The following is a 24196-nucleotide window of genomic DNA, read 5'->3' on the forward strand; positions in this document are numbered from 1 at the left end:
CTACACTAGCGCAACGGCTCCAATCTGGTGCAGGAAAGCATCGGCTAACTCTCCTGACTTTCTGGCATGTTTTAATTGCCAAACCCGGCATACCAGAAATAAGTAGCCATGGGAATTACAGTGGCTAGAACTAATAGGACAACCAGCAAGATGGTGGTGTTACTACGGTTTTCAGCGGTTTCTTCGGCACTGGTAAAGGTGCTTTCGCTGTTAAAGGAATCGTCAAACGCGGGGGGGCCAGGATCTGCTTGGCCACTCAGTACAGCCACTAAGCGATCGCTAGCGGCTAGAAACGCCTGATTATATTTGTCCCCTTCCAGTAGGGGGTAAAGCACCGTTTCTTGGGCAACGCTGTCGGCGATGTCGGGGGTAAGCAGAGTAGCAGACTGATCGCCTACGCGAATACCGACGGTCTTAGTCACCTCATCAAGCACCAGCAGGGTTTGATTGGCTTGAGCTTCTGGCGTGGGATACCAGCGATCAAATAACTTGTCGGTAAAGGTTTGGATGGTTTCGCCGTAGTCAAAGTGGTGAATGGTGACTAAGCGAGTCTCATTTCCTGTAGTGCCAGCTAGATCGCTTAAACGACCCGAGATTTTGTTTTCGTTGATGCGGCTAATAATGCTGGCTTCGTCGACTACCCAGGTTGAGTCACCAGCCGCTACTGTGGGCACTTGAAAGACAGCTACCGCCTCAGCGGGTGCCGCCGTCAGCCCAAATACCAAAAACAGCGGCAAGATCAGGCCCACAACGCTAATCCGGCAGAGCCTGACTAACCGGGCAATTGTTCGTTGCAGGAAGTGACTACGCATGGTTCTAAGCTACAGCGACTACTGAGTTGAGAGAGCCGAGCGAACTGCACCCAAAACCCTATTAATCAATATACGAGGCTTAGACCCTTGAGGGAACTAGATCCGCCTAGTTTCCCTACCATAGACGCCCCTAGAGGCACGGCTGAGACTGATCGTTTAAGCCGAGGGCAAATTGCGGAGCCGAATGAGTTGCCGACGCATCAACGGTGATGCTGCCATTTCCGACACTTCGCTGACTTCAACTTGAGACTCTAACTGTTCGACAAATTCATCGCTGCCGTAGGAGAAGGCATCGAGCAGTTGCTCTAGAAGATGTTCGCGATTGGCAATGACATGGCTTTCTTCTAAGATGCGAAATTTGAGGGTGATTTCGCACTCATAAATGCCAACCTGAGTCTCAGCCGACGGACGGGGTGCGAATGTAGCCATAGTCAGAGGTGTACTCCCTAAGTAGATGTGCAAGGAGTCATCAGAGGAGGCTTGGGGGCTAGAGCATTAGCCTACTGGGGGCGAGCAGGGGCACGGCACCGAAACAGCTAACTAGAACGAGCTAGGGGCGGTGATGCAATCCCTTTGATGACGATGAGGCACCTATGCTTTGGGCTGCCGTGTCGGTCGTTAGACATCGGTAGTAACCCTAGCATTGGCTCCCTGATGCCATCAAACCAAAAAATCGAGCTACGGCCTATTTTTGAGGGTTACTTTCACAGGATTGACATAGATTTATGAGGCGGCGGTTAATATCATTCAGGCTTATCCGTACATTTTCAGACAAGAATCTTTTTTTTATACGTCGCCTCATTTGATAACTAGATCAAAATCTATTCACCATAAGCATTTAAGTCTAGAGTGAATGCTCAGAGGGGCTTTCAGCGAGTGGATAAATTAGTATCTTCGAGTTTTCCTAACGACTTACCCTGTGACCGAAGTCTAGGGAACTGGAAAAAAATTGTCTCTGAAGTCGCTAGGGCGATCGCACGGAATCAGTAGCCAAGGTGAAAAAAATCCGTAGAATACTGAGTACCCCAAGTGCCATAACGAACTAGCAAAATGCGTGATTCTCTGATGCAAGCCTACCTGCCGCTGATTGTTTGGGCCGGGCTAGGCATGCTGCTGGGCCAATTTGCGCCGCCCAGGTTGCCCCAATTGTTAGGGCGACTGCTCTACTGGGTGGGCATTCCGTTAGAAATTTTTGCCTTAGCTCGCCAAACCGACTTTGCCCAAGACACTGGGCTGGCCCCGCTGTATACCGTAATTGCGTTGGCCCTAGGGTTGGGGCTGGCCCTGATTGGCCTAGCCGCAGTGCGGTGGAGCGTTTCAAGCCGTCATTCGGGCATAGAACCGGCGGGTAACGCCGCTGTTCTCTCACTGGTGCCGCAACATGATTTTGACCAGTCTAAGGACAAAGATCAGCCCTGGACAGATCCGTTGACTTTCACCTGGGCTGATCGCCCCCGCCACGGCAGCTTTGTGCTGGCCTCAATGATGAGCAATACCGGCTTTGTCGGGCTAGCTATTGTGCCAACGCTGGTTAGCGGCCCTTACCTGGGCTGGATAGTCTTTTATAGCGTTACGCAAAACCTGGTGGGAACCTACGGCTTTGGGGTTTTTCTAGCCAGCTGGTTTGGGCGCAACACCCATGCTCAGTCTCGCTGGCAACTGCTGCGAGATATGGTGACCGTGCCTTCCCTTTGGGCTTTTGGGCTGGGCTACACCTCCCGGCGCTGGGAGAGTCTACCCGAGATTGAGCAGGCGTTACATCAATCCGTGTGGCTGGTGATTCCGTTGGCCTTGGTGCTGATGGGGCTACGGCTGAGTCAACTCCAGGGCTGGAGCAGTCTCAAGCTCGCCATAGTGCCGACCGTCATTAAGGTGCTAATACTACCGGCTACGCTGGGGGCGATCGCCTGGAGAGCGGGGTTACCCCACAATGCGGTGCTGGTGCTGGTGCTGATGTCGGGTATGCCCAGCGCCTTTGCCGGGCTGATTTTAGCGGAAGAATATGGGCTAGACCGAGAGCTGTCTGCCGCTAGCATTGCCCTATCTACGGGGGCGTTGCTGCTGACAATTCCTCTGTGGCTATTGGTGTTTGGGATTGAGCGGGTTGGGGGCTGAGGGATGCGGCCCAGAGGTTGGGGGCGTAGCTCCGTAGATCAGGGCGAGATCTGGGGCTTCGGTGCAGTACATGTGCACCCAGATATAGGCGTGCTGAAACAGGGCCAGGGCTAGAGCGGCCTGCGATCGCCCCCCGAGTGCGATCGCCCAAAGCGCTAAAAACCCAAAGCTATACATGGCATTGTCGCTGTAGCGAAAAGCCCCCTGGTGCACCAAGGGCATAGTCCAGTAGCAAGCGCGAAAGTGATCGCCCCCAGCCGCCCGCAGCAGCCCAAAGTATCGCTGCACCGACCAAAACGTGTAGAGAGCTGGCCCCAGCAGCAGGGCGGCCAGCGGCATCGCTGCCCAAAGGGGAATCGCCAGAGTGCCCGCGCTGCTGGCGGCCACCGCCGCCGTGAGCAAAGGGCGCGCCATCAACAGCGGAAAGAACACCAGGCCCCACACCATTAGGTCGGCGCGGCCCAGCCAGCGACTCAGGGTGCCAAAGCAGATTTGCAGCCGCCAGAGCAGCCACACCAGCACTTGATGGATCACGGCGACGGCAATCAGTCCGTAGGCCCACTGGCGATCAATGACTCCGAGCCAACTCCCACCAGTCAGCCCCGGCTCGGCCAAGGCGATCGCCCCAGGCACCAAAACCAGCACCAGCAACCCATGCTGCAACTGACCATGGAACAGGTATTGCCAGGAAACCCGGCGATTGATCTCGGCGAGTTCGTTCATAGCTGTCGGCTCTTGAGCAGTGATGAAGCCCCTAAAGGATCCTCTACCCCATCCTTAAGGTTTGATCCTATTGTTAGGGCAATGCATCTTCCGATGGTAGCTATGTCTCATCCCGATCAACAGCCTCAGGATACAGCCAAGACCTCAGGCGCTCGACTCAACCCTGACACCCTACAACCCAAAGAACAGCAGGCCGCAATCAACGGCACCCTGATGCAGTACTTCCACTGGTATACCCCCGCCGACGGCAACCACTGGAACCGCGTTCGACAAGCGGCTGAGGATCTGGCCAAGGCAGGTATTACGGCCCTGTGGTTGCCTCCCGCCTCCAAGGGCTTTGAAGGCCCAAAAGACGTGGGCTACGGGGCCTATGACCTGTTTGACCTGGGGGAGTTTGATCAGCAGGGCACTGTGCCCACTAAGTACGGCACCAAAGCTGAGTATGTCGCGGCGGTCAAAGCCTGTCGCGATCAGGGCCTTCAAATCTACGCCGATGTCGTGTTTAACCACAAAATGGCCGCCGATTTTGAGGAAGAGTTCAAGGCTACTCCCATGGACCCCAGCGATCGCCGCCGTACCTTAGGCGACATGCGGAAAATTAAATCCTGGACAGGCTTTAACTTTCCGGGGCGGGGCGACAAATATTCGAGCATGAAGTGGCACTGGTACCACTTTGACGCCGTAGACCACAACAGCAACGAGCCTAACTATCGGGCCGTTTGGCTGATTGAGGGTAAAGCCTTTGAAGACAAAGTGAGTTGGGAAATGGGCAGCTATGACTATCTAATGGGCTGCGACCTCGATATTGACCACCCCGATGTGCGCAATGAGTTGAAGCACTGGGGCGAGTGGATGCTTGACCAGGTTGGGATCGATGGCTTTCGTCTAGATGCCATTAAGCACATCTGCGGCGACTTCTTTGTCGACTGGCTGACTCATCTAGAACGCTATGCCCAGCGAAATCTATTTTGTGTCGGCGAATATTGGACCTACGACCTCGGTACCCTGAGCTGGTACGCCAACAACTCGGGCGGTCTTTTGAAGTTGTTTGATGCGCCGCTGCACCGCAATTTTCACCAGGCAAGCCGAGCCGGTAGCCACTACGACCTCCGCACCATTTTTGACCATACGGTGGTCAAAACCATGCCGTTGCTGGCCGTCACTCTAGTCGAGAACCATGACACCCAACCCCTGCAAGCCCTGGAATCAGTAGTGGAAGCCTGGTTTAAGCCCCTGGCCTACGCCCTGATTTTGCTGCGACAAGACGGCTACCCCTGCATCTTTCACTGCGACTACTACGGAGCCCACTACGTGGACAAAGGCCACGACGGCAACCAGTACGAAATTTGGATGGACTCGCACCAGAAAATTTTAGATCGACTTTTAGTAGGCCGCCGCCACTTTGCCTACGGCCCCCAGTACGACTATTTTAACCACCCCAACGTGGTGGGCTGGACGAGGCTAGGATCTCCCGATCATCCCCAGGCCATGGCAGTGCTGCTGAGCAACGGAGCAGCTGGCCATAAATGGATGGAAGTGGGCAAACCCAACACCACCTTCTACGACCTCACCGGCACTATCAAACGGAGCATTACCACCAACGCTGACGGCTGGGCCGAGTTTTGCTGCCATGGCGGGTCAGTGTCGGTATGGGTAGACGATCACCCCATTCTCAATAGCTATTTGGGCGAGCTAACGAGGTAACCCAAGTCTAATCGGCTACCTGCCGACCTAGGCCACCGGATTTCGGATGAGGCACCTACTGCGAGATAGAATTTTACTCCGCAAAAAGTTAAGCTGTGTAACGCACGCTCGTATTGCTTGAGGCAGTGGGGCGTTGATCCCTATGGTTAAATTTGGTGCTTTAGTGCAAGTAGATCGCATCCTGACCGGGGCCACAGAGGCAGAGCTATCGGCCTATGTTCGGTCAGCTGAGGAGTTAAACTTTACCCTTCAAGACCTGAAGGCGGCTATTCCAGGCTATTGTTTTCGGCCGTCTACCCTGAGGTCTTTGGCCTATCTGTTTCTCGATGTTGGCATTGTTGTGGGGCTATATGCGATAGCCTACAGCCTCAATTCTTGGCTGTTTTTCCCGATATTTTGGCTGGCTCAGGGCACGATGTTTTGGGCGCTGTTTGTGGTCGGTCACGACTGCGGCCATGGGTCATTTTCACGCCATAAGTGGCTGAACAATCTGGTAGGGCACCTCACCCATACGCCGATTTTGGTGCCCTACCACGGCTGGCGCATTAGCCACCGCACCCACCACGCCAACACCGGCAACATTGACACCGATGAAAGCTGGTACCCGATCGATGAATCTACCTATCAGGCTATGCCTGCGGCACAAAAGTTTGTGCGGTTTTATGGATCGCTACTGGCTTACCCGTTTTATCTCTTCTTTCGGTCGTCGGGACGGGCTGGCTCCCACTTCTTGCCCAGCAGTCCGTTGTTTCGTCCTTCAGAGCGGCGCGACGTGTTGGTGAGTACCCTGTGCTGGTCAGCGATGATTGTGTTTTTGGCGTGGTTGGGGATAACCCAGGGGCTGCTGTTTTTGGTGACCTACTATGTCATGCCCTACCTCGTGTTTGTCATGTGGCTCGACTTTGTCACCTTCTTGCACCACAGTGAGCCAGATATTCCCTGGTATCGCGGGGAGGAGTGGTACTTTCTCAAGGGGGCACTGTCGACCATTGACCGCGACTACGGCCTGATCAACCCAATTCACCACAATATTGGCACCCATGTGGCCCACCACATCTTCTCGAGCATGCCCCACTATCACCTGAAGACAGCGACCGAAGCGATCAAGCCAATTTTGGGCAATCACTACCGCAGTTCTAGCGAGCCGGTGTGGAAGAGTTTTGCTCGGTCGTTTTGGGCGTGCCACTACGTGGCGGATCAGGGTTCTAAAGTGTATTACCAGCCGCATCCTCGTCATCAAAGGTAGCTAGTTTGAGGCGTTAACGCTGTCACAGACGGCTACTTCGGTAGTCTATAGAGGGAAATGGGCAGTTTAGAATCAGTTCGATTCTAAACTGCCTATTTCGTTTGGGTGGCGGCGAGCCGCACTAAGTGTAGAATCAGCCCCTTCAACTTCTTTGAGCATGATGGTTCCTTTTCCTTCTGCCTCCCACAATGCTCCCCCCTCACCGGCTGATATCTCCCAGGGGCCAGCCCTAGAGCAGCGCCCCTGGGTAAGCCTTGATGCCTATGACCAGTCGAACTACAATCCGGGGCGATCGAAGGGAATTATTTTGCTCTGGTGGCTACTGCAAGCCATAATTTTTCCCCTGACGCCCCATGCGTCCCACGGCCCTAGGCGATGGCTGCTGAGACGGTTTGGAGCCACCGTTGGCCAAGGAGTGGTGATTCGGCCAACGGCACGGTTTACCTACCCGTGGCATGTGACGATTGGCGACCACAGCTGGATTGGCGATGACGTAGTGCTCTATAGCCTGACCACTATCAAGATTGGCAATCACTGCGTGATTTCGCAGAAAAGCTATCTCTGTACCGGCAGCCACGATATCAGTGATCCGCGATTTGGGTTACTGGTAGCTCCCGTCATCGTTGAAAACGGAGCATGGGTAGCCACCGACTGCTTTATAGCTCCTGGGGTGACCATAGGGGCCAACAGTGTGGTGGGGGCGCGCAGCAGCGTCTTTAAGTCGCTGCCACCGGGCCAGGTGTGCTACGGCAACCCCTGCCGACCAGTTGCCCCGCGCAAACTGAGGTAGAACCGGCAAAGGGACCGGTGGCAGGAGTTCTGGGATTGCCACTGATGTGCTAGAAGACTAAGGACGACAGGATCTTTAGTGTTGTTCTTGTTCTAGCAGGGTGAGGAGTTCGAGGAAGACAGCGTTGGTCCAGCCGAAGCCGACTTCATTCGTGTTATAGCCAAATTTGATTTTGCCAGACACGTCGCCGGTACAGGCTTCAATATCATATTTTTCGAGCAGCACACCGCAGCGCTCAAAGTCTTTGACCAGTAAGGAAACAAATTTTTCGGCTAGGCGTAGGGCCTCGGCTTTGTAGCCGTAGCGCAGCAGACCTTTGACAACAAAATATTGAAAGGGTGCCCAGCCAAAGGGAGCATCCCATTGGTTACCGGAAACAACATTACTGGTTTTAAAACCACCTGGGGCTTCAAATTGGGGGAGGTTGTCCACTAATCGCTGGGCTTGTTCTGGGGAGGCAATACCCGCCCAGAGGGGATAAAAGGCGGTGGCGTATTCGTAGCGGCAGTGGCAGCGTTCTCGAAAGTTGTAGTCGAGGTAGAAGCCCTTTTCGTCATTCCATAAATATTTGTCGATTAACCCTTTGCGGTAGTCTGAGCGATCGCGCCATTGATCGGCTAGGGCAGTGTTGCCTAAAATGTCGTGAATTTGGGCTAGATCTTGCTCGACCTGGTGCAGCAGTACATTGAGACAAACTGGCGCGTAGTGAATGATGTCGACGCTAAAGGGCCCAAAGCGATCGGTGGGATCGAAGCCCGATTCTCGCATGGCGCGATCGCCTGTGTAGAACAGCTCAGTGAGTTCGTCTTGTTCGCGATCGTAGTAGAGCGAGACATCGTAATCGGTGACGGTATTGTCGCGATAAAACTCCTTGACGCGATCAAAATGGCTACGGCCTTGGTCATCAATTTCTGAGTACAATACTTCGGGAGCTGGACCATCGGCGACAGCAAAGTAGCGCGATAGCCCGGTGGCCTGGTTGAGGTGGGGGGGCACGACCCAGTAGTAGTAGTAGCTTTCGAGCTGCGGCAGAGTGCTCAGTAACCAGTCGGCATCTTGGCAATGCCCATACCATTCGAGCACCATGCGCGATAGCAACGGCGGCTGTGATCGGTTGAGGTAGTAAGTGCGGTTGGCGTTGAGCACAGTGCCGTAGTGCTTGACCTCATAGAGCAACTGCTCAATTAAGCTCTTGGCCAGGGCATATTCTTGGTCATGCATCAGGCCCAGCAAAATGAAGTAGCTATCCCAGCCGTAGAGTTCGTTAAAGCGTCCTCCGGGAACGACGTATTCGCCGGGCAAATAGAGCAGGCCGTGGCTTTCAATTTGCTCACACTCCAGGGGCAGACTGCGGATGGAAATTTTTTCCATGTCTTCGGGGGGAACAGTCTTTTGCAGATGCTCTATCACCCGGTCACTATCTTCTTGACCAGAGATATACACCAGCCAGAGGCCGTTGCGTTCGTGCTCAATTTTTTCGTCATAGGCTGCGTCTAGCAGCTGATCGTGGGAGCGAGAGAGGCGTTGCCATCGATCTCGAATGTAGGTTTTAATTGCCGCGATGGTGGGTGAACTGAGACTGGTTTGAGTGGGCGAGATCATAACGATTTTGAGACGGTGGATAAGGCGGCGGCAAGCTTAGGCAGTGTCGAACAGGAGCGATTGAGCGGCTACTGTCTCAGGAGAAGAGGCTTTATTTGGCCCCCTCGCCGATGAGAATGGCAACCGGAAATTGGGCCAGTAGCTCGGACAGGGGGATGTCTTCCCAGGGATTGCCCTGAACGGGGACTACCGGCTCGCCGGTAATCCAGTTTTTCCACTGGTGGGCGCTAGAGGGTAGAGCCAGGGTGGTATTGCCCCACACTTTGCCGGTGGGGTACTCGCCGGGCTCGATCAGACTGGTGAGAAAGCGGGGGGCGATCGCCACGATCGACTGATTCCCCCACTGGCGGGCAAAGGCCACAATATTCTCTTCGGCATCTCCTCGAGCAAACAGCGGTTGGTAGTCGCCCTGCTCAAACAAATCGGGGTAGGCCTGACGGGCTGAGAGGCCGCAGTGGGTAACCCACAGTTTGATCCGCCCATCTTGACGATACTCCAGCAGGTTTTGCAGCAGGCCAGGGCGATCGCCTGCGGCCCATTGCTTCAATTCGTGCAGCCAGTGGCGACGCAGGCCGTAGTCGACAGGGCGGCGATTGTCGGGGTCTACCAGGCTAAAATCCCACAGGTCTTGGCCTTGGTAAATGTCGGGCACCCCCGGCAGCATGAGCTTGAGCACCACCTGAGACAGCGAGTTGTAGATGCCGTAGTCAGCAATGCGCTGCTGAAATTTACGGAATTCTGGCAGAAACAGATTGTTTTCGCCGGGGGTGAGAATGGCGCGGGCAAAGGCCACATAGCCATCTTCATAGTCAGCGTCTGGCCGTAGCCAGGCGGTATGGACTTTGGCTTCGCGCACCGCTTTAACGACATAGTCAGCAATGCGATCGCAAAAGCTAGGCAACTCCTGATCATCAAAAGGGAAAGCCCCCACCAAGGTTTGGTAGAGAAAATACTCGTCGTTGGCATCGGGTACGACGCGATCGTGGGCTACTTTCTTGTGGCTACCGTTGAGGCTGCGCCAGATATTGACCGCAGTCTCCCACTCAGCGGGCAGTTCAGACAACACATTGAGCCGCGCCCGCACATCTTCGCTGCGCTTGGTGTCGTGGGTAGAGGTGGCGTTGATGGCGTGGGGCCACTGCTGCTGTCGCTGGTGTTGACGTTGGTGAAACTGCCGCAGCGACAGGCCAAAATGCCCTGGCGACCCACCTACTTCATTTAGGCTAATAAAGCGGTTGTAGCCGTAGAACAAGGTATCTTCTACCCCTTTGGCCATCAGCGGACCAGTAAACTGCTGAAGGCGCATGACAAAGTGAAGCCACTGGGCTCGCTCTTCCTCGGGCAGAGAGCCTTCAAAGTTTAACGACAGAAATTTCTCAATCAAGTTGAGTTCATTGATCAGCTGGGGAATACGCTTTCTGGCTGCTTCAATGGCCTCTTCTACGTAGGCAATATCGCGTTCAGAAATACCTTTGTCATTGACGTAGGTACAGTAGATCGGAAAAGCAATCAGCACCTCCTCAATAGCCGTGCGCAGACCGTAGAGGGTAAGGTCTCGCCCATAGCGGTATTGCTGGCAAACCCGCTTGAGAAATCGGGCCAGGTTGTTGATGTCGCCCACCAAGTTGGTGTCAGCAATCAGTCGTTTTTTGGCGCTGACCAACTCTGTATAGGAGGTCGCTTCGCCCGTGAGCTGTTGGTAGAGACGGGTAAACGCATCTTGGTGATCTTGTTGGCAGAATACGCCGTTGAGCTGGATTAGAGAGTCGTAGCCGGAGGTGCCCTGAATGGGCCATTCGTCAGGCAGGGTTTCTTCGGTTTCAAGAATTTTTTCGATCACAATATAGGTATCACCCAGGCGATCGCGCAGGCGCTCTAAGTACGTAGTCGGATCGTACAACCCATCGATGTGATCAATTCTGACTCCGTTAAACTTTCCCAATTTGACCATTTGAATAATCAGGTCGTGGGTCTGATTAAAGACCTGCTCATCGTCTACCTTGAGGCAAATTAGCTCATTGACGGTAAAAAACCGTCGGTAGTTGAGTTCCTCTGCCCCCACCTTCCAAAAGGAGAGACGATAAAACTGCTCGGAGAGCATTTCGTCAAGCAGATCAAAACTGCTGGGTTGATCGGGAATGCCGTTAAAAAGAATTAGGTTTTGATCGATAAATTCGCGGACTTCGTCGCTCTCTTGGTAAACATCCCACAACAGCCCTTTGGCAAACTGGGCCTGATCGCGATACTCGCGCCCGGAAAGATCGACAATGGCATTTTTGACCAGATACAAAATGCCGGAGATTTTGACAAAGGTGCGATCGCTCTTGTCGAGATGCTGCGCCAGTCGCCCCGATTGATAGCTCAAAAACCGCCCGTAAGACTCAATCCGCACCGGAAACCGCAGGCCGTAATAGTTGACGCTGAGCCCAGTTTCATCGTAGCTGAGCTGAATTTCACCACGCTCTAAACAGCGATCGTAAAAATCTCCCAGCATCGGGGCCAAAACCTTGCCGCCCAACTCCTCTGGCCCTTCCCACTCAATGTCAAAAAAGTTGAAATACTCTGAGTCAGGCCCATACTCCATGACATCCATGAGGTAAGGATTTTGACCATCATAGGCCATGTGATTGGGCACAATATCCTGTAGCCAACCCATGCCGTGGTGGTGCAGCGTGTCGATCAGCGGTCCAAACGCCGCTTCACCCCCCAGCTCAGGATTGAGCTGACTCGGATCGACCACGTCATAGCCGTGGGTGCTGCCCTTACGGGCGTTAAAGATCGGCGAGGCATAAATATCGGACACCCCTAAGCTTTTGAGGTAGTCGACAATGTCTTGGGCCGCAGCAAACCCAAACTCGGGGTTGAACTGAATGCGATAGGTAGCGGTGGGAATACGCATAGGAGTTCAAAAAGTAAGAGAAATTTAAAATGAACCAGCGCTGGAAGCTAGGCTGAGCGAGAGCCACCCAGACCCTCAGGTAACGCCATAGAGAGCAAACCCCAGCGGGGGCAGCTCTAAGGACTGGGCTTCAGTAATTTTTTCGGGTAAAGCAGAGCCGGGTCCTTGCCACTGCTCGAGAGCAGAATCGAGCTTAAGGACCCAGGGCTGATTTGTATCGGCCAGGGCAACATCAATGATGCTAACGGCCTGGTTGAAATTGATTAAAAACAGCAATGGCCCATTATTCGTCGCTCGCTCGTAGACAATGATCTGCTTTTCGTCGTCACTGGTAATGGTGATGTCGTCAGAGTAGGACGGGGCATTGAGTCGGAGTTGTCGCCGCAGTTCTAGCAGCCGCTGGTAGAAGTTCAGCAATGTTTTGTGTTGCCCTTCGGTGCGCTGGTGCCAATTTAATTTAGACATTTCAAACGTAGCGACCTCGTGGGCAGGCTGGGGTTCGCCAAACCCATGGGCCTCTTTAAATTCGCGCTTTCGGCCCTGGTAAACGGCTTCGATTAGATCGGGATCGCTGTGATCAATAAAGTATTGAAAAGGTGCCGTTTCGCCGTATTCTTCACCCATGAAAATTAGCGGGATGTAGGGAGACGTGAGCAGCACCGCCGCCGACAGCTTAAGGGCATCAAAGGGTATTAGTTTGGAGAGGCGATCGCAGCCCTTGGCGTTACCAATTTGGTCATGGTTTTGGGCGCAGACAATAAATTGATCTGAGGGCAAGTCGGTAGCTGAGTTGCCGTGTCGTCGTCGCCGAAAGGGTGAATAGGTACCGCTATAGACAAAGCGATCGCGGATAGCCGTCGCCAGCGCTGTACAGGTGCCAAAGTCTTGGTAATAGCCGTAGCGCTCTCCAGTTAGCAGGGTGTGCAGGGCATGGTGAAAGTCATCGCTCCACTGGGCTCGTAGGGCAAAGCCCCCCTGGTCTACAGGGCGAATAATGCGGGTGTTGTTGAGATCGCTCTCTGCTGTCAGATACAAGGGCTTACCCAACTGCTCAGACAACGCTGCCGCTGCCTCGGCCATGTCGGCCAGCACATGCTTGGCCCCAAAGTCGTAGATGGCATGGATAGCATCGAGTCGCAGCCCATCGACGTGAAATTCGCGCAGCCAGTAGAGGGCGTTTTCAATGCAATAATGCCGCACTCCATCACACCAGGTGTCATCGAAGTTAATGGCGTTGCCCCAGGGGGTATTGTATTTATCGGTGGTGTAGGGGCCGTAGCTGCCGGTGTAGTTGCCCTCAGGGCCAAAGTGGTTGTAGACCACATCTAAAATGACGGCGATTCCCTGCTGGTGGCAGGCATCAACTAGACGTTTAAACCCGGTTGGGCCGCCGTAGGAATTTTGGGTGGCGTAGGGGTATACGCCGTCGTAGCCCCAGTTTCGTTCACCGGGAAACTGGGCCACTGGCAAAATTTCGATCGCCGTTATACCTAAATTTTTGAGGTCAGAAAGCTGCGCGATCGCAGCTTCAAAAGTACCCTCAGGAGTAAAGGTGCCGATATGTAGCTCGTAGATAACGTAATCTGACCAGGGAATATTTTGCCAGTCGCGATCGCCCCATTCATACTCATTGAGATCAACTACGGCTGAGGGGCCATGTACCCCTTCTGGCTGATAAAAAGATGCCGGATCGGGCCGCAAATCGGCCCCATTGACACAGTAGAGATAGTGAGTACCTGGAGCCACGTTTTCAACCGTAGTAGACCAGTAACCTTCCTCACTTTTCTCCATCGTAAAAGCCGATTCTTGAGGCGACAGAAGCCGTAGCTCAACCGCATCTAGCTCAGGCCCCCAAAGGGTAAAATGACACTGTCCATCCTGTTGCAGAATGGCTCCAACCCTGTTTCTTGCTGTCATTGCAGCACTCTCAATTAAAGAAGATAGCGCTGATCAATTGGGATAGATCGGCACGCTCCGTTAACTTAGCAGAGCCACTGAGGTTCGTAATCTTCTTTTAGGTAGACATCTCATACCAAATCCTACTGGCTACCCCCAATTCTGCTGGGCGAACGGCGGTAAGGCCTCCGGCCAGGCTATGCCAACGCCCCTACAGGTTGACCGGTTGGGTATTGGGGGTATGAAACTCGGATTCGGTATAACTCACTGTTTGGACACCCTTTAACTTGCCCTTAATCGCAGGGATAAGTTAATGAGGCCCGCGCCAGTTCTTCTTCATGGGTTAGATCGAGGCGCAAAGGCGTCATTGAGACATAATTTTGCTCAACGGCCCAGCGATCGGTGCCCGGCTCGGCAGCCTCTAGCGGTACCACCGTAAACCAGAAGTGGGGCCGTCCCATCGGGTCTTCGCTAGCGACAACCTGACCGTCGTACTGCCGCACCGACTGGCGAGTCCAGCGCAGGCCCAGCGGGGCTTGCTCAGGAAAATTCACGTTGACCAGGGCCAGTTCTGAACTGGTCAGGAGTAAGTCTAAGACCTGCTCTAAAGCGGGCTTGAGTTGGTCAAAATTGGGCTCACTCTCGGTTACGGGTGCGCTAAAGGCAATACCGCGCAACCCCAGCAGCACCGCCTGCTTGGCCGCCGCCAACGTTCCCGAATGCCACATGGAGTTGCCGAGGTTGCTGCCCAGGTTAATGCCCGAAAGCACGAGGTCCACTTTGTCCCACTGGTAAGCCCCTAGGGCGACGCAGTCAGCCGGGGTGCCGTTGACCCGGTAGGCCTCAAAGTCTTTGAGCGGGGTGCGCTTATAAGAGAGGGGGCGCGAGGCAGTGATCGAGTGCCCCGCCGATGACATTTCGACGTCGGGTGCCACAATTCGCACGTGCCCAAACTTAGAAGCTACCTCAGCCAGGGCCGCAATTCCAGGGCTATAGATGCCGTCGTCGTTAGCAATAAGTATCCGCATGTTGATCCTCCTTTCTACCTTTGGCCTCATCGTTCTTTCTGTCTTTAGCCTCATAGTCAGCGGCCAGAGCGCCAGGGGATGATAGAGGCACAAGGTCAGTTTTATTGATGCTTGTACTTTGAACGTTTAGAGAATGTCTATGAAAGTCACGCTGATTCATAATTCCAAGGCGGGAGATGACGATCAACCCTCTAGCGAGGTACTTTTGAGTCTCCTGCGTCAGGCTGGCTATGAGGTTACCTACCAATCACCCAAGGCCCAGAATTGGGCTGACGCTTTAGAATCACCCGGTGAGTTTGTGGTGGTCGCAGGGGGAGATGGCACCCTGGGCAAGGTAGCCAAACAGCTAGTGGGGCGACAGATTCCGATCGCTATTTTGCCCCTAGGAACCGCTAACAATATTGCGAAAACATTAGGGTTGATGGACAGTTCTTTAGAAGAATTAGTAGCTGGATGGACAACAGCAAAGCCCACCCAATTTGATGGTGCGATCGCCCAGGGAGAATGGGGATCAACCTATGTTGTAGAAAGTTTGGGGCTAGGGCTATTTACTCAAACGATGGCTCAAGCTGATAACAGTAGCGCTCTCGATCAAGCAGACAGCGCTCAAGCAGAATTAGCAGCCGTTTTAAATCTGTTAAAGCAGCAAGTTTCTCGCTGTTCTGCTCAGTCTTTGCAGGTTTCTCTAGACGGGCAAGACCTCTCCGGCAGCTACCTCTTGCTAGAAGCCATGAATATTCAGTATGTGGGGCCAAACCTTCACCTGGCCGCCGCCAGCGTTGATGACGGGTTGCTGACAGTTGTTGGAGTGAAGGAAAGTGAGCAGCCTCAGCTATACGAGTATTTAGACCGCTGCTTGGCTGGTGAAGACTGCCCGGCTCCCTTCACCCCCTACCGAGGCAAGCATCTACGGATTCAGGGGGAGGGGTTTGACATCCACATAGATGATCAGTTTTTGCCCTACCATCGCTTAATGGCACCCTCTGAGGTCACAAAGCCTAACCCCACAGTTATTGAAGTCAAGATTGACCCCCAAGCCCTACAATTTCTCTTGCCCGCACCCCACTCATCCTGAATCCTGTTTGGTTATCCCCGGTTCAGCCGGGCACATGCCATGCGCCCCCACGGTTTGGTCGTTTGGGAATCGGGGTTATGCCATTCGGGTTTGGCATAACCCAGCTTTTGCTGGGGTAAGGTACAGGATGACCATCGCCTCTGGCCCTTGGTTATCTAACTCTTGAATGAGGAGAGATCAAAAGGGGCGCTGAGGCAGCTAGAAACCAGCCAAAAACGGTGCTAGATTCGCAGCTACATGCTTTAGAAACTTTTTTGTCTAGAGAACATCGCCTCTCTGCAAATCGCGCTAGCGACGAAGTAGCGGACTATAAGTATCAGGGCTATTGCCCCCGCACAGGGCAACAGTATGCCTTGCCCCGCACCGCTCTAGCGCGGGCGGTAGCCCAGGGGCTAATGGCACAACTCCAAGCCGCTAACCCGCTAGAGGGCAAGATGTACGGGGTGTTGCTGGTACAGACGGCTGACAGGGAAACCCGAGTGCTCAAGGCGTTTTCTGGCCTCTGGCAGGGACGATCGCAGGTGGCCGGCTGGGTGCCGCCGATCGCAGGGCGAGAACAGGTGGCCCTGCAAGAGGCCCGTACCCTCGACCAGCTAGCGACGATTAAAGACCGTCTGCTAGGGTTGCAGCAGTTGCCCGATCGCAAAACCTACGCTCGGTTGCAGGACGAGCAAGCCCGCGATCGCACCCAGCTCAACCAAACTCACCGCGATCGCAAACAGACCCGCGATCGCCAGCGCCAAACTCTGGCCCACACCCTCACCGGAGCAGCGCTCACGGAGGCTCTAGCGGCTCTGGAGCAAGCTAGCCGGGGCGACAAAGCCGAGCTGCGGCAGTTTAAACAGCAGTGGCGCGATCGCCTCACCCCGCTAGAGACCAAAATTCAAGCTGCCGATGCCGAAATCGCCGCCCTCAAACAGCAGCGCCGCGATCTCTCCCGCCAGCTCCAGACTGAGATGCACGCCGCCTACCGCCTCACCAACTTTGCCGGCGAATCGGTTGCGCTTCAAACCCTGGCCCAGCGGGGCAACCTACCCACGGGCACAGGCGACTGCTGCGCCCCCAAACTGCTGCACGCAGCGGCTCAGCTTAGCCTCAAACCGCTGGCGATGGCCGAGTTTTGGTGGGGGCCAGCCCAGAGCGACAAACAGCCGGGCGAATTTTACGGGGCTTGCGCCGAGCGCTGTCAGCCGATCATGGGGTTTTTGCTGTCGGGGTTGTCGGCCCAGGTGTTGGCCTCAGCCGCCATTCCCGTAGGGGCGCAGCATGCTGCGCCCCTACAACCCCCGCAAACTGGGGGCATTCAACCGGGGCTTGAGATCACCGTTCTATACCAAGACCCGTGGATCATCGCGGTGGATAAACCAGCGGGGCTGCTGTCGGTGCCGGGTCGCTACTGCGATCGCGCCGACAGCGTCCTCGCCCGCCTGCGACTGACCCTGCCCCAAGATGCCTTTCTGCAACCCGTCCACCGCCTCGATCAAGATACCTCTGGGCTGCTGCTACTGGCCCTCGATGCCGACACCCACCGTCAGCTCAGCCAGCAGTTTGCCCAGCGCCAGGTGGCCAAAACCTACCAGGCGATCGTGATGGGGCAGGTCTCTAACTCGTCGGGGATTATTGACCTGCCGCTGTGGGGCGACCCGACCCAGCGCCCCCGGCAAGGGGTGAACTGGCAGCAGGGCAAACCCAGCCAAACCAAGTTTGAGGTGCTGGACTGCGAAAGGGAGCATACCCGCATCGCCTTTTACCCGTTGACGGGGCGCACCCATCAGCTACGGGTGCATGCGGCCCATCCCCAGGGGTTAAACGCGCCGATCTGGGGCGATCGCCTCTACGGCCAGGGCGCACCGGGGCAACGGCTACACCTCCATGCTCAATCGCTGCAATTTGTTCATCCTCATAGAAAGGATGCGATCGCCCTGAATTCCGCCGTACCGTTTTAGCTTAGGTGGTGGGGCGATCGCGCTGGCTGTAGCGCAGCACATCGCCCGCATCGGGGCGAATGATCAGGCCATTGGTGGGAATGTCGATGGTGTGGCTCCAGCTGATGCGATCGAGGTAGCCGAGCAGGTGCAGGCGATCGATGGCGTGCTGGGTATCGTCGGGGCAGCCGACTAGGTAGTGCCGTAGGCGGCGGTGCGGCACCACGGTGATTGGAATGGTAGGCAGCGGAGTCTGTGCCGCCCCCTGACCGTAGGACGGCAAAAAAGATTGCGTTTGCAGCATTTAAGATTTCCTCAACAGCAAAACAAAGCGTAGGGTGGGCGTTGCCTACCGGGCAGGGATCACAGCCTTTCAGCAGGTGCATGAGCAGCAAAAACTAGCCCCTGCGATCGCAGATGGCAAAAGAACATGATGGGTAACGGTAGAATAGGGCACGACAGCAGGAACGCCCTCGTAGGTAGGGCTGGTGCTGCCATCGACTTACATACGCCATATTGACGTACCAATTCTAATACGTCAATATGGCGTGCCATCTGCGTTAAATGAAAAAAGACCGACGCCCCCAGGAAAGCGATTCCCCCATTGAAGAACTCAGGATTCAGCGGACGAATCTGTCCCAAGCTGAGTTCGCGGTTCACTGTGGGATTCCGCTGCGGACGTATCAACGGTGGATTGCCGGGGCAACTGAGGCAAAGTTAACGCCCCAGCAGTGGAAGGCTCTAATGAGCGTTTTGAATGTTCAATCCGTTGATGAAATCCCCAACGATTTCGCAGGTAGCGAAGGGGTGCCTTTGTAGCCTAAGCAAAGTGGATCTTCAAGGTTGGATGGTTGAGGCAGGGTTGGCTGGTGGGCAATGCCCACCCTACGGAGCCAGCATCCTCTGCCGTGTAGGGGCAAACGGCGTTTGCCCCGCCCAGACTAGGGTCGCCAAACCCCATACCCCGCAGGGCGGATGCCATTCGCCCCTACATTCGGCTTTCCCAGTCTTCGCGCAGCAGACCGTAGAGAGCCACATCGCGATACACGCCCCACTTGGGGGTTTGCCGCCGCCGATAGCCCTCCTTCGTCATGCCCAGTTTTTGCATCACCCGGCCCGAGGCAGGGTTGTCGCCAAAATGCACCGCGTTGATGCGATTTAGCCCCAGGTTGATAAACCCAAAGTCAACGATTACAGCAGCGGCCTCGGTCGCATAGCCCCGGCCCCAAAACGGTCGCCCCACCCAATAGCCCAGCTCTGCCATGTTGTAGGTCGGGTACAGGCTCAATCCTACCGCTCCGCAGAGCCTGTCATCGGGCTGGGTAATGGCAAAGGTTATCGCCTTGCTCTCGGCCCAATCGACTTGCTGCTGGTTGATCCAGCTTTCTGCATCGGCCTCGGTGTAAGGGTGGGGAATCGAGAGGGTATTTTCGGCTACGGCGCGATCGCCCGCCAGCGCCACCACCGCAGGCACATCCGCCAGCGAAAACGATCGCAGCACCAGCCGCTCAGTCGTTAGCGTCGGCTGCTCCTCCGGCAGCCCCATCTCCACCATCCCAGCCAATCTCCCTACCCCTCACCTCTGGACCTCTTCACCCAAGACTCTAGAAATCGAAATAAATATACGGCAGCGTCTCCGCCGGGGCCAGCAGCCAGGCCAGCAGGCTAAACAGCGGTACCAGCAGCAGTTTCACCGGCCAGCTCAGCTCTAGCTTGAGCCCTCGCTTCACCACATAAGCGGCGGCCATCAGCCCCAGTACCCCCCACAGAATGAGCAACAGTTGGGTAAAGGTAAAGCCCAACGACTCTAGGTAGACCAACTGGCTAAATTGAGCGTCGGCAGGGGTGCCCCACAGCCGTTGCAGGGCCAGGTTATAGCGCTGGGGCTCGGGCAGCCGAAAGAATAGCCAGCTAAAAAACACCAGCCCCTGGGTCAGCAGCCAGCCCAGCCCAGTGCCCGGTAGGGTGCCCCAAAACGCCTTGACCGGCGGACTGGCTTTGCTCCAGGACTGGGTGAGACGGTGCACTACCAGGCCCGCCCCGTGCATGGCCCCCCAGATTAAAAAGCCCCAGTTGTTGCCGTGCCAAATACCTGCGATCACCATCACCAGCATCAGGTTGAGGCAGGTGCGCCCTAGCCCCTGGCGCGACCCGCCCAGGGGAAAGTAGAGGTAGTTGCGCAGCCAGTCGCCCAAAGTCATGTGCCAGCGCCGCCAAAAGTCGGCCAGGCTGGTGGTGAAGTAGGGGGCATCAAAATTTTGCGGTAGGGTAATGCCCATCAGCAGGGCGCTGCCTCGGGCGATGTTCACGTAGGCGCTAAAGTCAATGTAAAGCTGAAGACCGTAGGCAAAGGTAGCCAGCCAAATATCGGCGCTGCCCGCCCGCTCCAGGTTGTCAAAGCTGAGGTTGACTAAGATGGCAATGTGGTCGGCAATCAGCAGCTTTTTCGTCGCCCCGTAGGCGATTAGCCACAGGCCTTCGACGGCAGTGTTGAGCCCCGGCGGCTTTTGCTGTTCAATCTGGTCGATAAAGGGGTGAAAGCGGGTAATGGGGCCAGAGATGAGTTTAGGAAAATAGAGCTTGTAGGCAGCAAAGTCTGAGAAGTTAAGCGCTGCGGGCGACCCTCGGTATACATCGACCAGGTAGGCGATGCACTCAAACACGAAGAAGCTCAGCCCCAAGGGCATGATGATCCGATTTAGGGTGTCGTCGGGGGTAGCTGTGCCCAGATCTAGCCCCAGCCAGCGAAACAGCCCTTCGGCATACTTAAAGCCCAGCAGCAGGGCGACGTTGATAGCAATGCCCAGCCACAGCAGGCGGGTGCGGCGCTGGTTCCAGCCGCGTTCGGCCAATTGCCAGCGGGGGTTAGGAATGCGCCAGTCGAGGGGGGCAGCGATCGCATTGCCCATCAAAAAGGTCACAATCAGCAGCACCACCATCAGCAGCAAATACTGCACCTGAAGCGAGGCATAGAAAATCAGGCTGGCCACCACCATGAGCCACAGCCTTGCCTGGAGCGACTCCAGCGTCCAAAACACGCCGACGACGCTGAGCAAAAACAGGGCATAGATCAGGGAGGGGAGAGTCATGGGGTGGCAGGGGCAGCAGGGCGAGGCCAGGAAATCAGCGGGTCTTGCCCCAGCTGGCTCGACACCTGGTAAGCACCATAGCGGTTGAGGTGGCTGGGATCGGAGAAATAGTCGTAGCGGTTAGGCCACAGTTGGCCAAAGTCTCGGAAAAGGAACCCAGACTCGGTAGTCGAGAGGGTAAACATATGCTGCAAAAATTCTGACTCCGCCTCGCGGCGATAGTCGTCGAGGTATTCGTCGGTGAGCGGCGTGTTGATAAACACGATGGGAATGCCCTGATCCTGGGTGAAGCTCAGCAGGTTTTCAAAGGCCTCCGACTGCTGGCCATCGAGCCGAAAGCTGTCGTAGTCGCCGTCGTAAATACCTGAGACGCGGGCGTAGTTTTGGTAGTAGGTGGCGGGGTTAAACCGCACCGACAGGGCCAAAAAGCCATCAAAGTCGATGGTGCTACCGGCGGGCATGGGGGCGTCTAGGGCCTCTTCGCTGAGGTTGCCAGTGCGGGGGGTCGCAGCAACGAGCTGCTGCTGGAGCCAACCCTTGAGGCGATCGCGGTTGCTGTGCACCGCCGAGAGGGTGGCCAGGCGATCGCTCATCCATTCGTCTAGGGCGACGTAGCTGCTGGGCAACGTGCCGGTGGGGTTAATCAAACCGCCCTCTGCGGTGGCCTCAGCGGTGGCGTCAGCAGCCTGCGATCGCCGATTGGCCATTTCTCGGTAACCAGGGGAGGCGGCAATGGCATTGTAGGTGGCATCGGTGCGGCCACTGTTAAAGGCCCGCGCCCCGTCGGCCCAAATAATTAGCTGGGGCAGCTGGTGAGGCTCGAGCACCTGGCGAATCACCAGATCGACTACCTGGGCAGTCGCCCCGTTGATGCCAAAGTTAAACACGCTGATGTCGTCATAGCCAATGGCCGCCAATTCTTTGCGCAGAGCCACCGGGTCAACCCCCCGCAGGGCGCGGGAGCTGCCGACAATCATCACCTCCGGGGGGCCAGACTGGGCCAGGCGCTGGTAGTACAGGGCCAGCTTTTCGTTCATCTGCTGGCTGTTAAAGGTAGAAAAGGCCGCCTGATCGACTAAGTCATCGATCGCCACGATGGGCTGGCTGGGGCTGGTGGCTAAATCTTGCCCCTCTAGCGATCGCGGTGAGTCGCTAATAAACCCATCCCCAAACCAGTCATCGCCCCCCTGGGCCGTAGGCCAGTCGAGCTGGGCCAGGTCATCGGCAAAGGGGTCGGTGGCCACCGGTGGTGGGGCAGCCTCGGGCAGCACGATCTCGGCCTTGGCCTGCTGAGCAGGCGGGCTGACCACCTGCCCCAGCAGCCAATCGACCTGAAGCGCAATCAAGACGCCCACCGCCGCCCACACCACGGCAATTTTGAACCCATCGGAGCGGCCCAGATCGTTGATACCATCGACGCCATCGGCGGCGGGCTCGGGGGTGGCGCTAGTCAAGAGCTGCGATCGCAGCAGCATGTGCCGCCCCTGGGCCAGCAGGTCTTGCACCCACTCGCCTACGGCCAGGTCTTCATCCAGGTCGGCCTCAAGGTCGGCAACGGTCACCGGGCCGTCGGGGCGCACCAGCAGTTCGTTGACGTAGGCATCAGAAGCGGTGAACTCGGGGGTGGCCTCGGGCACCAGACGGCGGCGAGTCAGGAAATCTTGACCGTAGCTCCAGGCGGGCTGCGACTGCCCCGATCGCCGCCCGTAGACGCGCACCCCTTCGACCCCCATGGGGCTGAGCGCCAGCAAATAGTCGTGAATGGGCGGGGCCACCAGGCGGCGCTGGGGAGCCACCGGCCCATCGACCATGACGTGCAGCAACCCATCGCGCTGCAATAGCTGCACCCGCTGCCCGCCGGTAGCAAGCCGGTCATCGAGGCTGGGGTTGAGCAGGCGGGTGAGCAAGAAGGCAATCGCCGGTAGATCGCCGGTTTGGCCCAAATATTCGGGGGTGTCGGCTAGGGCGCTGTGCTCGGTAGCCGGCAGATCGAGGTAGTGCACCCAGGCGGGGGTCGCCTCGGCCCCGGTCTGGCCATAGATCACCGCTCGGTAAATCCCCTGGGGAGCCAGCGCCTCAAGGGGCTTAGCCAGCGCCTCTAGCACCGCCGTTTGAGCCTCTAGCCCCTCGGCCTGCTGGGTATCGTGGTCACCACTCTGGGGTGAGCAGATCAGGTGTAGCGTGCCATTGGTGAGTTCAGCGGTCACCCCCAGGTGCCAACTGGCTACTGCCGCCGACAACAACCGCGCGATCGCATCGGTATCGCCCCAGCGGCCCCACTCCCGCAGCATTTCTTCTGGGGGGGTGAGGTCGATGCGCAGGCTCCAGTCGGGTTTGGTTTCACCGCGCACCTGCAGCAGCAGCACCGCATCTTTAAACTGAGTCAGCTGAAGCTGCCGCAGCCGCTCTGCGGTAGGCCGGGCAATCAGCGAAGGGTCGGGGCTGTAGGTGGCCTCACAGAGAATCCACAGGCGAGAAATAGTCGTGTCATGGCCGCCAGGGCCATCGACTGCCGCCGGATCGCCATCGTCTAGGGCAACCGCCATCCGGTGCAGGTGGGCGGTGCCCGGAATCGCCTTAATGCTGACCCACACCCCCACATCTAAGCTGCTGAGGGTTTCGCTCAGGTACCAGGCGATCGCCTCAGGGTCACCCTTGCGGGCCAGGCTGAGGTTTGACAGCACAATTGCCCCACTGCCCGTCGCCGCTCCCCGCTGCCCCTCGGGTTGGCTTCGGTTGTACTGCTCTAGCAGCGACTGGGTCGCCTTCATATCGGCCTCGTCCTGGTTTTCGAGCACCAGTTGGGCCAGGTGGCGTTCTAGACGGTTGAAATAGATCGGGGCCGTCCAATCGGGGGTGGGGTTGCCCGACTGACGACTGTAAACGTAGAGCTGATAGACCTGAGGATAGTGCTGCCGCACCAGGCCGTCGCCCCCCTCTAGAAGCGATCGCACCAGCTTCAGTAGCACCGCCGACTGCTCTAAAGCCGCTGGAGTTTCACACAGCACGTGCAGAATGTTGCCCCTGAGCTTGATATGAAGCTCTGCGCTAGGCAACCCCATAGCCTCCTTGAGCCAGCTCAGAACGTTGTCCGCTGGCGAGTTAGGGCTAAGGATGGGGTTTGATAAAGACACAGGCATAGGAGGTCAGGGTAACGGCTAGGCTGAGGCCACACTCCCAAATCGTGAGACTGCGCCTGATGGTGGCGCAGTCGGTTTAATTTATACCAACTCCAGCGTCAATCAGCCGATTTCTTTTAGGGCAATCTCAAAAACTTAGCTTAAGCACCGTG

General features: G+C 56.3%; 19 protein-coding genes. 7 read left to right on the forward strand and 12 right to left on the reverse strand.

The genetic code is table 11. The annotated features are described in order from the left end of the window. Nucleotides 1-71: 71 nt before the first annotated feature. Nucleotides 72-812, reverse strand: a complete 741-nt coding sequence (gene psb32, locus RRF56_RS10060) for a photosystem II repair protein Psb32 (protein ID WP_317037507.1) — start codon at nucleotides 810-812, stop codon at nucleotides 72-74. A 156-nt stretch (nucleotides 813-968) separates the two neighbouring features. Next, nucleotides 969-1241: an Npun_R1517 family heterocyst differentiation transcriptional regulator gene (locus tag RRF56_RS10065; RefSeq protein ID WP_317037508.1), complete on the reverse strand. Its 273-nt coding sequence runs from the start codon at nucleotides 1239-1241 to the stop codon at nucleotides 969-971. 621 nt (nucleotides 1242-1862) lie between these two features. Between RRF56_RS10065 and RRF56_RS10070 the strand changes: the two genes are divergently transcribed. Next, a complete protein-coding gene (locus RRF56_RS10070; protein WP_317037509.1) occupies nucleotides 1863-2927 on the forward strand; it encodes an AEC family transporter in 1065 nt (354 codons plus the stop codon). On the opposite strand, the gene RRF56_RS10075 is transcribed toward RRF56_RS10070, so the two are convergent. Continuing rightward, nucleotides 2892-3650, reverse strand: coding sequence for a methyltransferase (locus RRF56_RS10075; RefSeq protein WP_317037510.1), 759 nt, complete (start codon nucleotides 3648-3650; stop codon nucleotides 2892-2894). The genes RRF56_RS10070 and RRF56_RS10075 overlap by 36 nt on opposite strands. A gap of 102 nt (nucleotides 3651-3752) precedes the next feature. On the opposite strand from RRF56_RS10075, the gene RRF56_RS10080 reads away from it, so the two are divergent. The 3 genes from RRF56_RS10080 (at nucleotide 3753) to hpsU (ending at nucleotide 7390) form a co-directional block, all read left to right on the forward strand. Beyond that, complete coding sequence (locus RRF56_RS10080; RefSeq protein WP_317037511.1) at nucleotides 3753-5354, forward strand: alpha-amylase; 1602 nt, start codon at nucleotides 3753-3755, stop codon at nucleotides 5352-5354. A gap of 142 nt (nucleotides 5355-5496) precedes the next feature. After that, entirely contained in the window at nucleotides 5497-6600 is a 1104-nt protein-coding gene (locus tag RRF56_RS10085) for a fatty acid desaturase (protein ID WP_317037512.1), read from the forward strand. A gap of 157 nt (nucleotides 6601-6757) precedes the next feature. Then, the gene (gene hpsU, locus RRF56_RS10090) at nucleotides 6758-7390 is read left to right on the forward strand and encodes a hormogonium polysaccharide biosynthesis acetyltransferase HpsU (RefSeq protein ID WP_317037513.1); all 633 of its coding nucleotides are present in this window, start codon (nucleotides 6758-6760) and stop codon (nucleotides 7388-7390) included. A gap of 75 nt (nucleotides 7391-7465) precedes the next feature. Here hpsU and RRF56_RS10095 read toward each other — a convergent pair whose 3' ends face one another. The 4 genes from RRF56_RS10095 to surE all read right to left on the reverse strand — a co-directional run bounded on the left by RRF56_RS10095 (nucleotide 7466) and on the right by surE (nucleotide 14815). Beyond that, nucleotides 7466-8992 carry a trehalase family glycosidase gene (locus RRF56_RS10095; RefSeq protein ID WP_317037514.1) on the reverse strand — a complete coding sequence of 509 codons (1527 nt, stop codon included), beginning with the start codon at nucleotides 8990-8992 and terminating at the stop codon, nucleotides 7466-7468. Between the two features lie 91 nt (nucleotides 8993-9083). Further along, nucleotides 9084-11891, reverse strand: a complete 2808-nt coding sequence (gene treY, locus RRF56_RS10100; RefSeq protein ID WP_317037515.1) for a malto-oligosyltrehalose synthase — start codon at nucleotides 11889-11891, stop codon at nucleotides 9084-9086. Nucleotides 11892-11966: 75 nt separating this feature from the next. Then, nucleotides 11967-13808, reverse strand: a complete 1842-nt coding sequence (gene treZ / locus RRF56_RS10105; protein ID WP_317037516.1) for a malto-oligosyltrehalose trehalohydrolase — start codon at nucleotides 13806-13808, stop codon at nucleotides 11967-11969. A gap of 272 nt (nucleotides 13809-14080) precedes the next feature. After that, nucleotides 14081-14815: a 5'/3'-nucleotidase SurE gene (gene surE / locus RRF56_RS10110; protein ID WP_317037517.1), complete on the reverse strand. Its 735-nt coding sequence runs from the start codon at nucleotides 14813-14815 to the stop codon at nucleotides 14081-14083. Nucleotides 14816-14954: 139 nt separating this feature from the next. On the opposite strand from surE, the gene RRF56_RS10115 reads away from it, so the two are divergent. Then, entirely contained in the window at nucleotides 14955-15890 is a 936-nt protein-coding gene (locus tag RRF56_RS10115; RefSeq protein ID WP_317037518.1) for a diacylglycerol/lipid kinase family protein, read from the forward strand. A gap of 254 nt (nucleotides 15891-16144) precedes the next feature. After that, nucleotides 16145-17836, forward strand: a complete 1692-nt coding sequence (locus RRF56_RS10120) for an RluA family pseudouridine synthase (protein ID WP_317037519.1) — start codon at nucleotides 16145-16147, stop codon at nucleotides 17834-17836. 1 nt (nucleotide 17837) lies between these two features. Here RRF56_RS10120 and RRF56_RS10125 read toward each other — a convergent pair whose 3' ends face one another. Continuing rightward, a complete protein-coding gene (locus tag RRF56_RS10125; RefSeq protein WP_317037520.1) occupies nucleotides 17838-18119 on the reverse strand; it encodes a hypothetical protein in 282 nt (93 codons plus the stop codon). 260 nt (nucleotides 18120-18379) lie between these two features. On the opposite strand from RRF56_RS10125, the gene RRF56_RS10130 reads away from it, so the two are divergent. After that, complete coding sequence (locus RRF56_RS10130; RefSeq protein WP_190628304.1) at nucleotides 18380-18634, forward strand: helix-turn-helix domain-containing protein; 255 nt, start codon at nucleotides 18380-18382, stop codon at nucleotides 18632-18634. 1 nt (nucleotide 18635) lies between these two features. Here RRF56_RS10130 and RRF56_RS10135 read toward each other — a convergent pair whose 3' ends face one another. Genes RRF56_RS10135 through RRF56_RS10150 form a run of 4 tightly spaced genes read right to left on the reverse strand, consistent with a single transcriptional unit; the run spans nucleotide 18636 to nucleotide 24044 of the window. After that, a complete protein-coding gene (locus tag RRF56_RS10135; RefSeq protein WP_317037521.1) occupies nucleotides 18636-18797 on the reverse strand; it encodes a hypothetical protein in 162 nt (53 codons plus the stop codon). Between the two features lie 6 nt (nucleotides 18798-18803). Continuing rightward, entirely contained in the window at nucleotides 18804-19370 is a 567-nt protein-coding gene (locus tag RRF56_RS10140; RefSeq protein ID WP_317038353.1) for a GNAT family N-acetyltransferase, read from the reverse strand. A 49-nt stretch (nucleotides 19371-19419) separates the two neighbouring features. Beyond that, nucleotides 19420-20904 (reverse strand): MBOAT family O-acyltransferase, encoded by a 1485-nt coding sequence (locus tag RRF56_RS10145; protein WP_317037522.1) that lies wholly within the window; start codon nucleotides 20902-20904, stop codon nucleotides 19420-19422. Continuing rightward, on the reverse strand, nucleotides 20901-24044 hold the full coding sequence (locus tag RRF56_RS10150; protein WP_317037523.1) for a hypothetical protein: 3144 nt from the start codon (nucleotides 24042-24044) through the stop codon (nucleotides 20901-20903). The genes RRF56_RS10145 and RRF56_RS10150 overlap by 4 nt, the downstream gene beginning before the upstream one ends. Between the last annotated feature and the right edge of the window lie 152 nt (nucleotides 24045-24196).

The organism is Nodosilinea sp. E11 (assembly GCF_032813545.1).
Lineage (GTDB): Bacteria > Cyanobacteriota > Cyanobacteriia > Phormidesmidales > Phormidesmidaceae > Nodosilinea.

Coding starts and splice junctions, on each gene's coding strand:
- surE (WP_317037517.1), bottom strand. CDS start 14,815: ATGCGGATACTTATTGCTAACGACGACGGCATCTATAGCCCTGGAATT.
- RRF56_RS10075 (WP_317037510.1), bottom strand. CDS start 3,650: ATGAACGAACTCGCCGAGATCAATCGCCGGGTTTCCTGGCAATACCTG.
- RRF56_RS10145 (WP_317037522.1), bottom strand. CDS start 20,904: ATGACTCTCCCCTCCCTGATCTATGCCCTGTTTTTGCTCAGCGTCGTC.
- RRF56_RS10115 (WP_317037518.1), top strand. CDS start 14,955: ATGAAAGTCACGCTGATTCATAATTCCAAGGCGGGAGATGACGATCAA.
- psb32 (WP_317037507.1), bottom strand. CDS start 812: ATGCGTAGTCACTTCCTGCAACGAACAATTGCCCGGTTAGTCAGGCTC.
- treZ (WP_317037516.1), bottom strand. CDS start 13,808: ATGACAGCAAGAAACAGGGTTGGAGCCATTCTGCAACAGGATGGACAG.
- RRF56_RS10085 (WP_317037512.1), top strand. CDS start 5,497: ATGGTTAAATTTGGTGCTTTAGTGCAAGTAGATCGCATCCTGACCGGG.
- RRF56_RS10070 (WP_317037509.1), top strand. CDS start 1,863: ATGCGTGATTCTCTGATGCAAGCCTACCTGCCGCTGATTGTTTGGGCC.
- RRF56_RS10140 (WP_317038353.1), bottom strand. CDS start 19,370: ATGGTGGAGATGGGGCTGCCGGAGGAGCAGCCGACGCTAACGACTGAG.
- treY (WP_317037515.1), bottom strand. CDS start 11,891: ATGCGTATTCCCACCGCTACCTATCGCATTCAGTTCAACCCCGAGTTT.
- RRF56_RS10080 (WP_317037511.1), top strand. CDS start 3,753: ATGTCTCATCCCGATCAACAGCCTCAGGATACAGCCAAGACCTCAGGC.
- hpsU (WP_317037513.1), top strand. CDS start 6,758: ATGATGGTTCCTTTTCCTTCTGCCTCCCACAATGCTCCCCCCTCACCG.
- RRF56_RS10130 (WP_190628304.1), top strand. CDS start 18,380: ATGAAAAAAGACCGACGCCCCCAGGAAAGCGATTCCCCCATTGAAGAA.
- RRF56_RS10065 (WP_317037508.1), bottom strand. CDS start 1,241: ATGGCTACATTCGCACCCCGTCCGTCGGCTGAGACTCAGGTTGGCATT.
- RRF56_RS10135 (WP_317037521.1), bottom strand. CDS start 18,797: ATGGCATCCGCCCTGCGGGGTATGGGGTTTGGCGACCCTAGTCTGGGC.
- RRF56_RS10095 (WP_317037514.1), bottom strand. CDS start 8,992: ATGATCTCGCCCACTCAAACCAGTCTCAGTTCACCCACCATCGCGGCA.
- RRF56_RS10150 (WP_317037523.1), bottom strand. CDS start 24,044: ATGCCTGTGTCTTTATCAAACCCCATCCTTAGCCCTAACTCGCCAGCG.
- RRF56_RS10125 (WP_317037520.1), bottom strand. CDS start 18,119: ATGCTGCAAACGCAATCTTTTTTGCCGTCCTACGGTCAGGGGGCGGCA.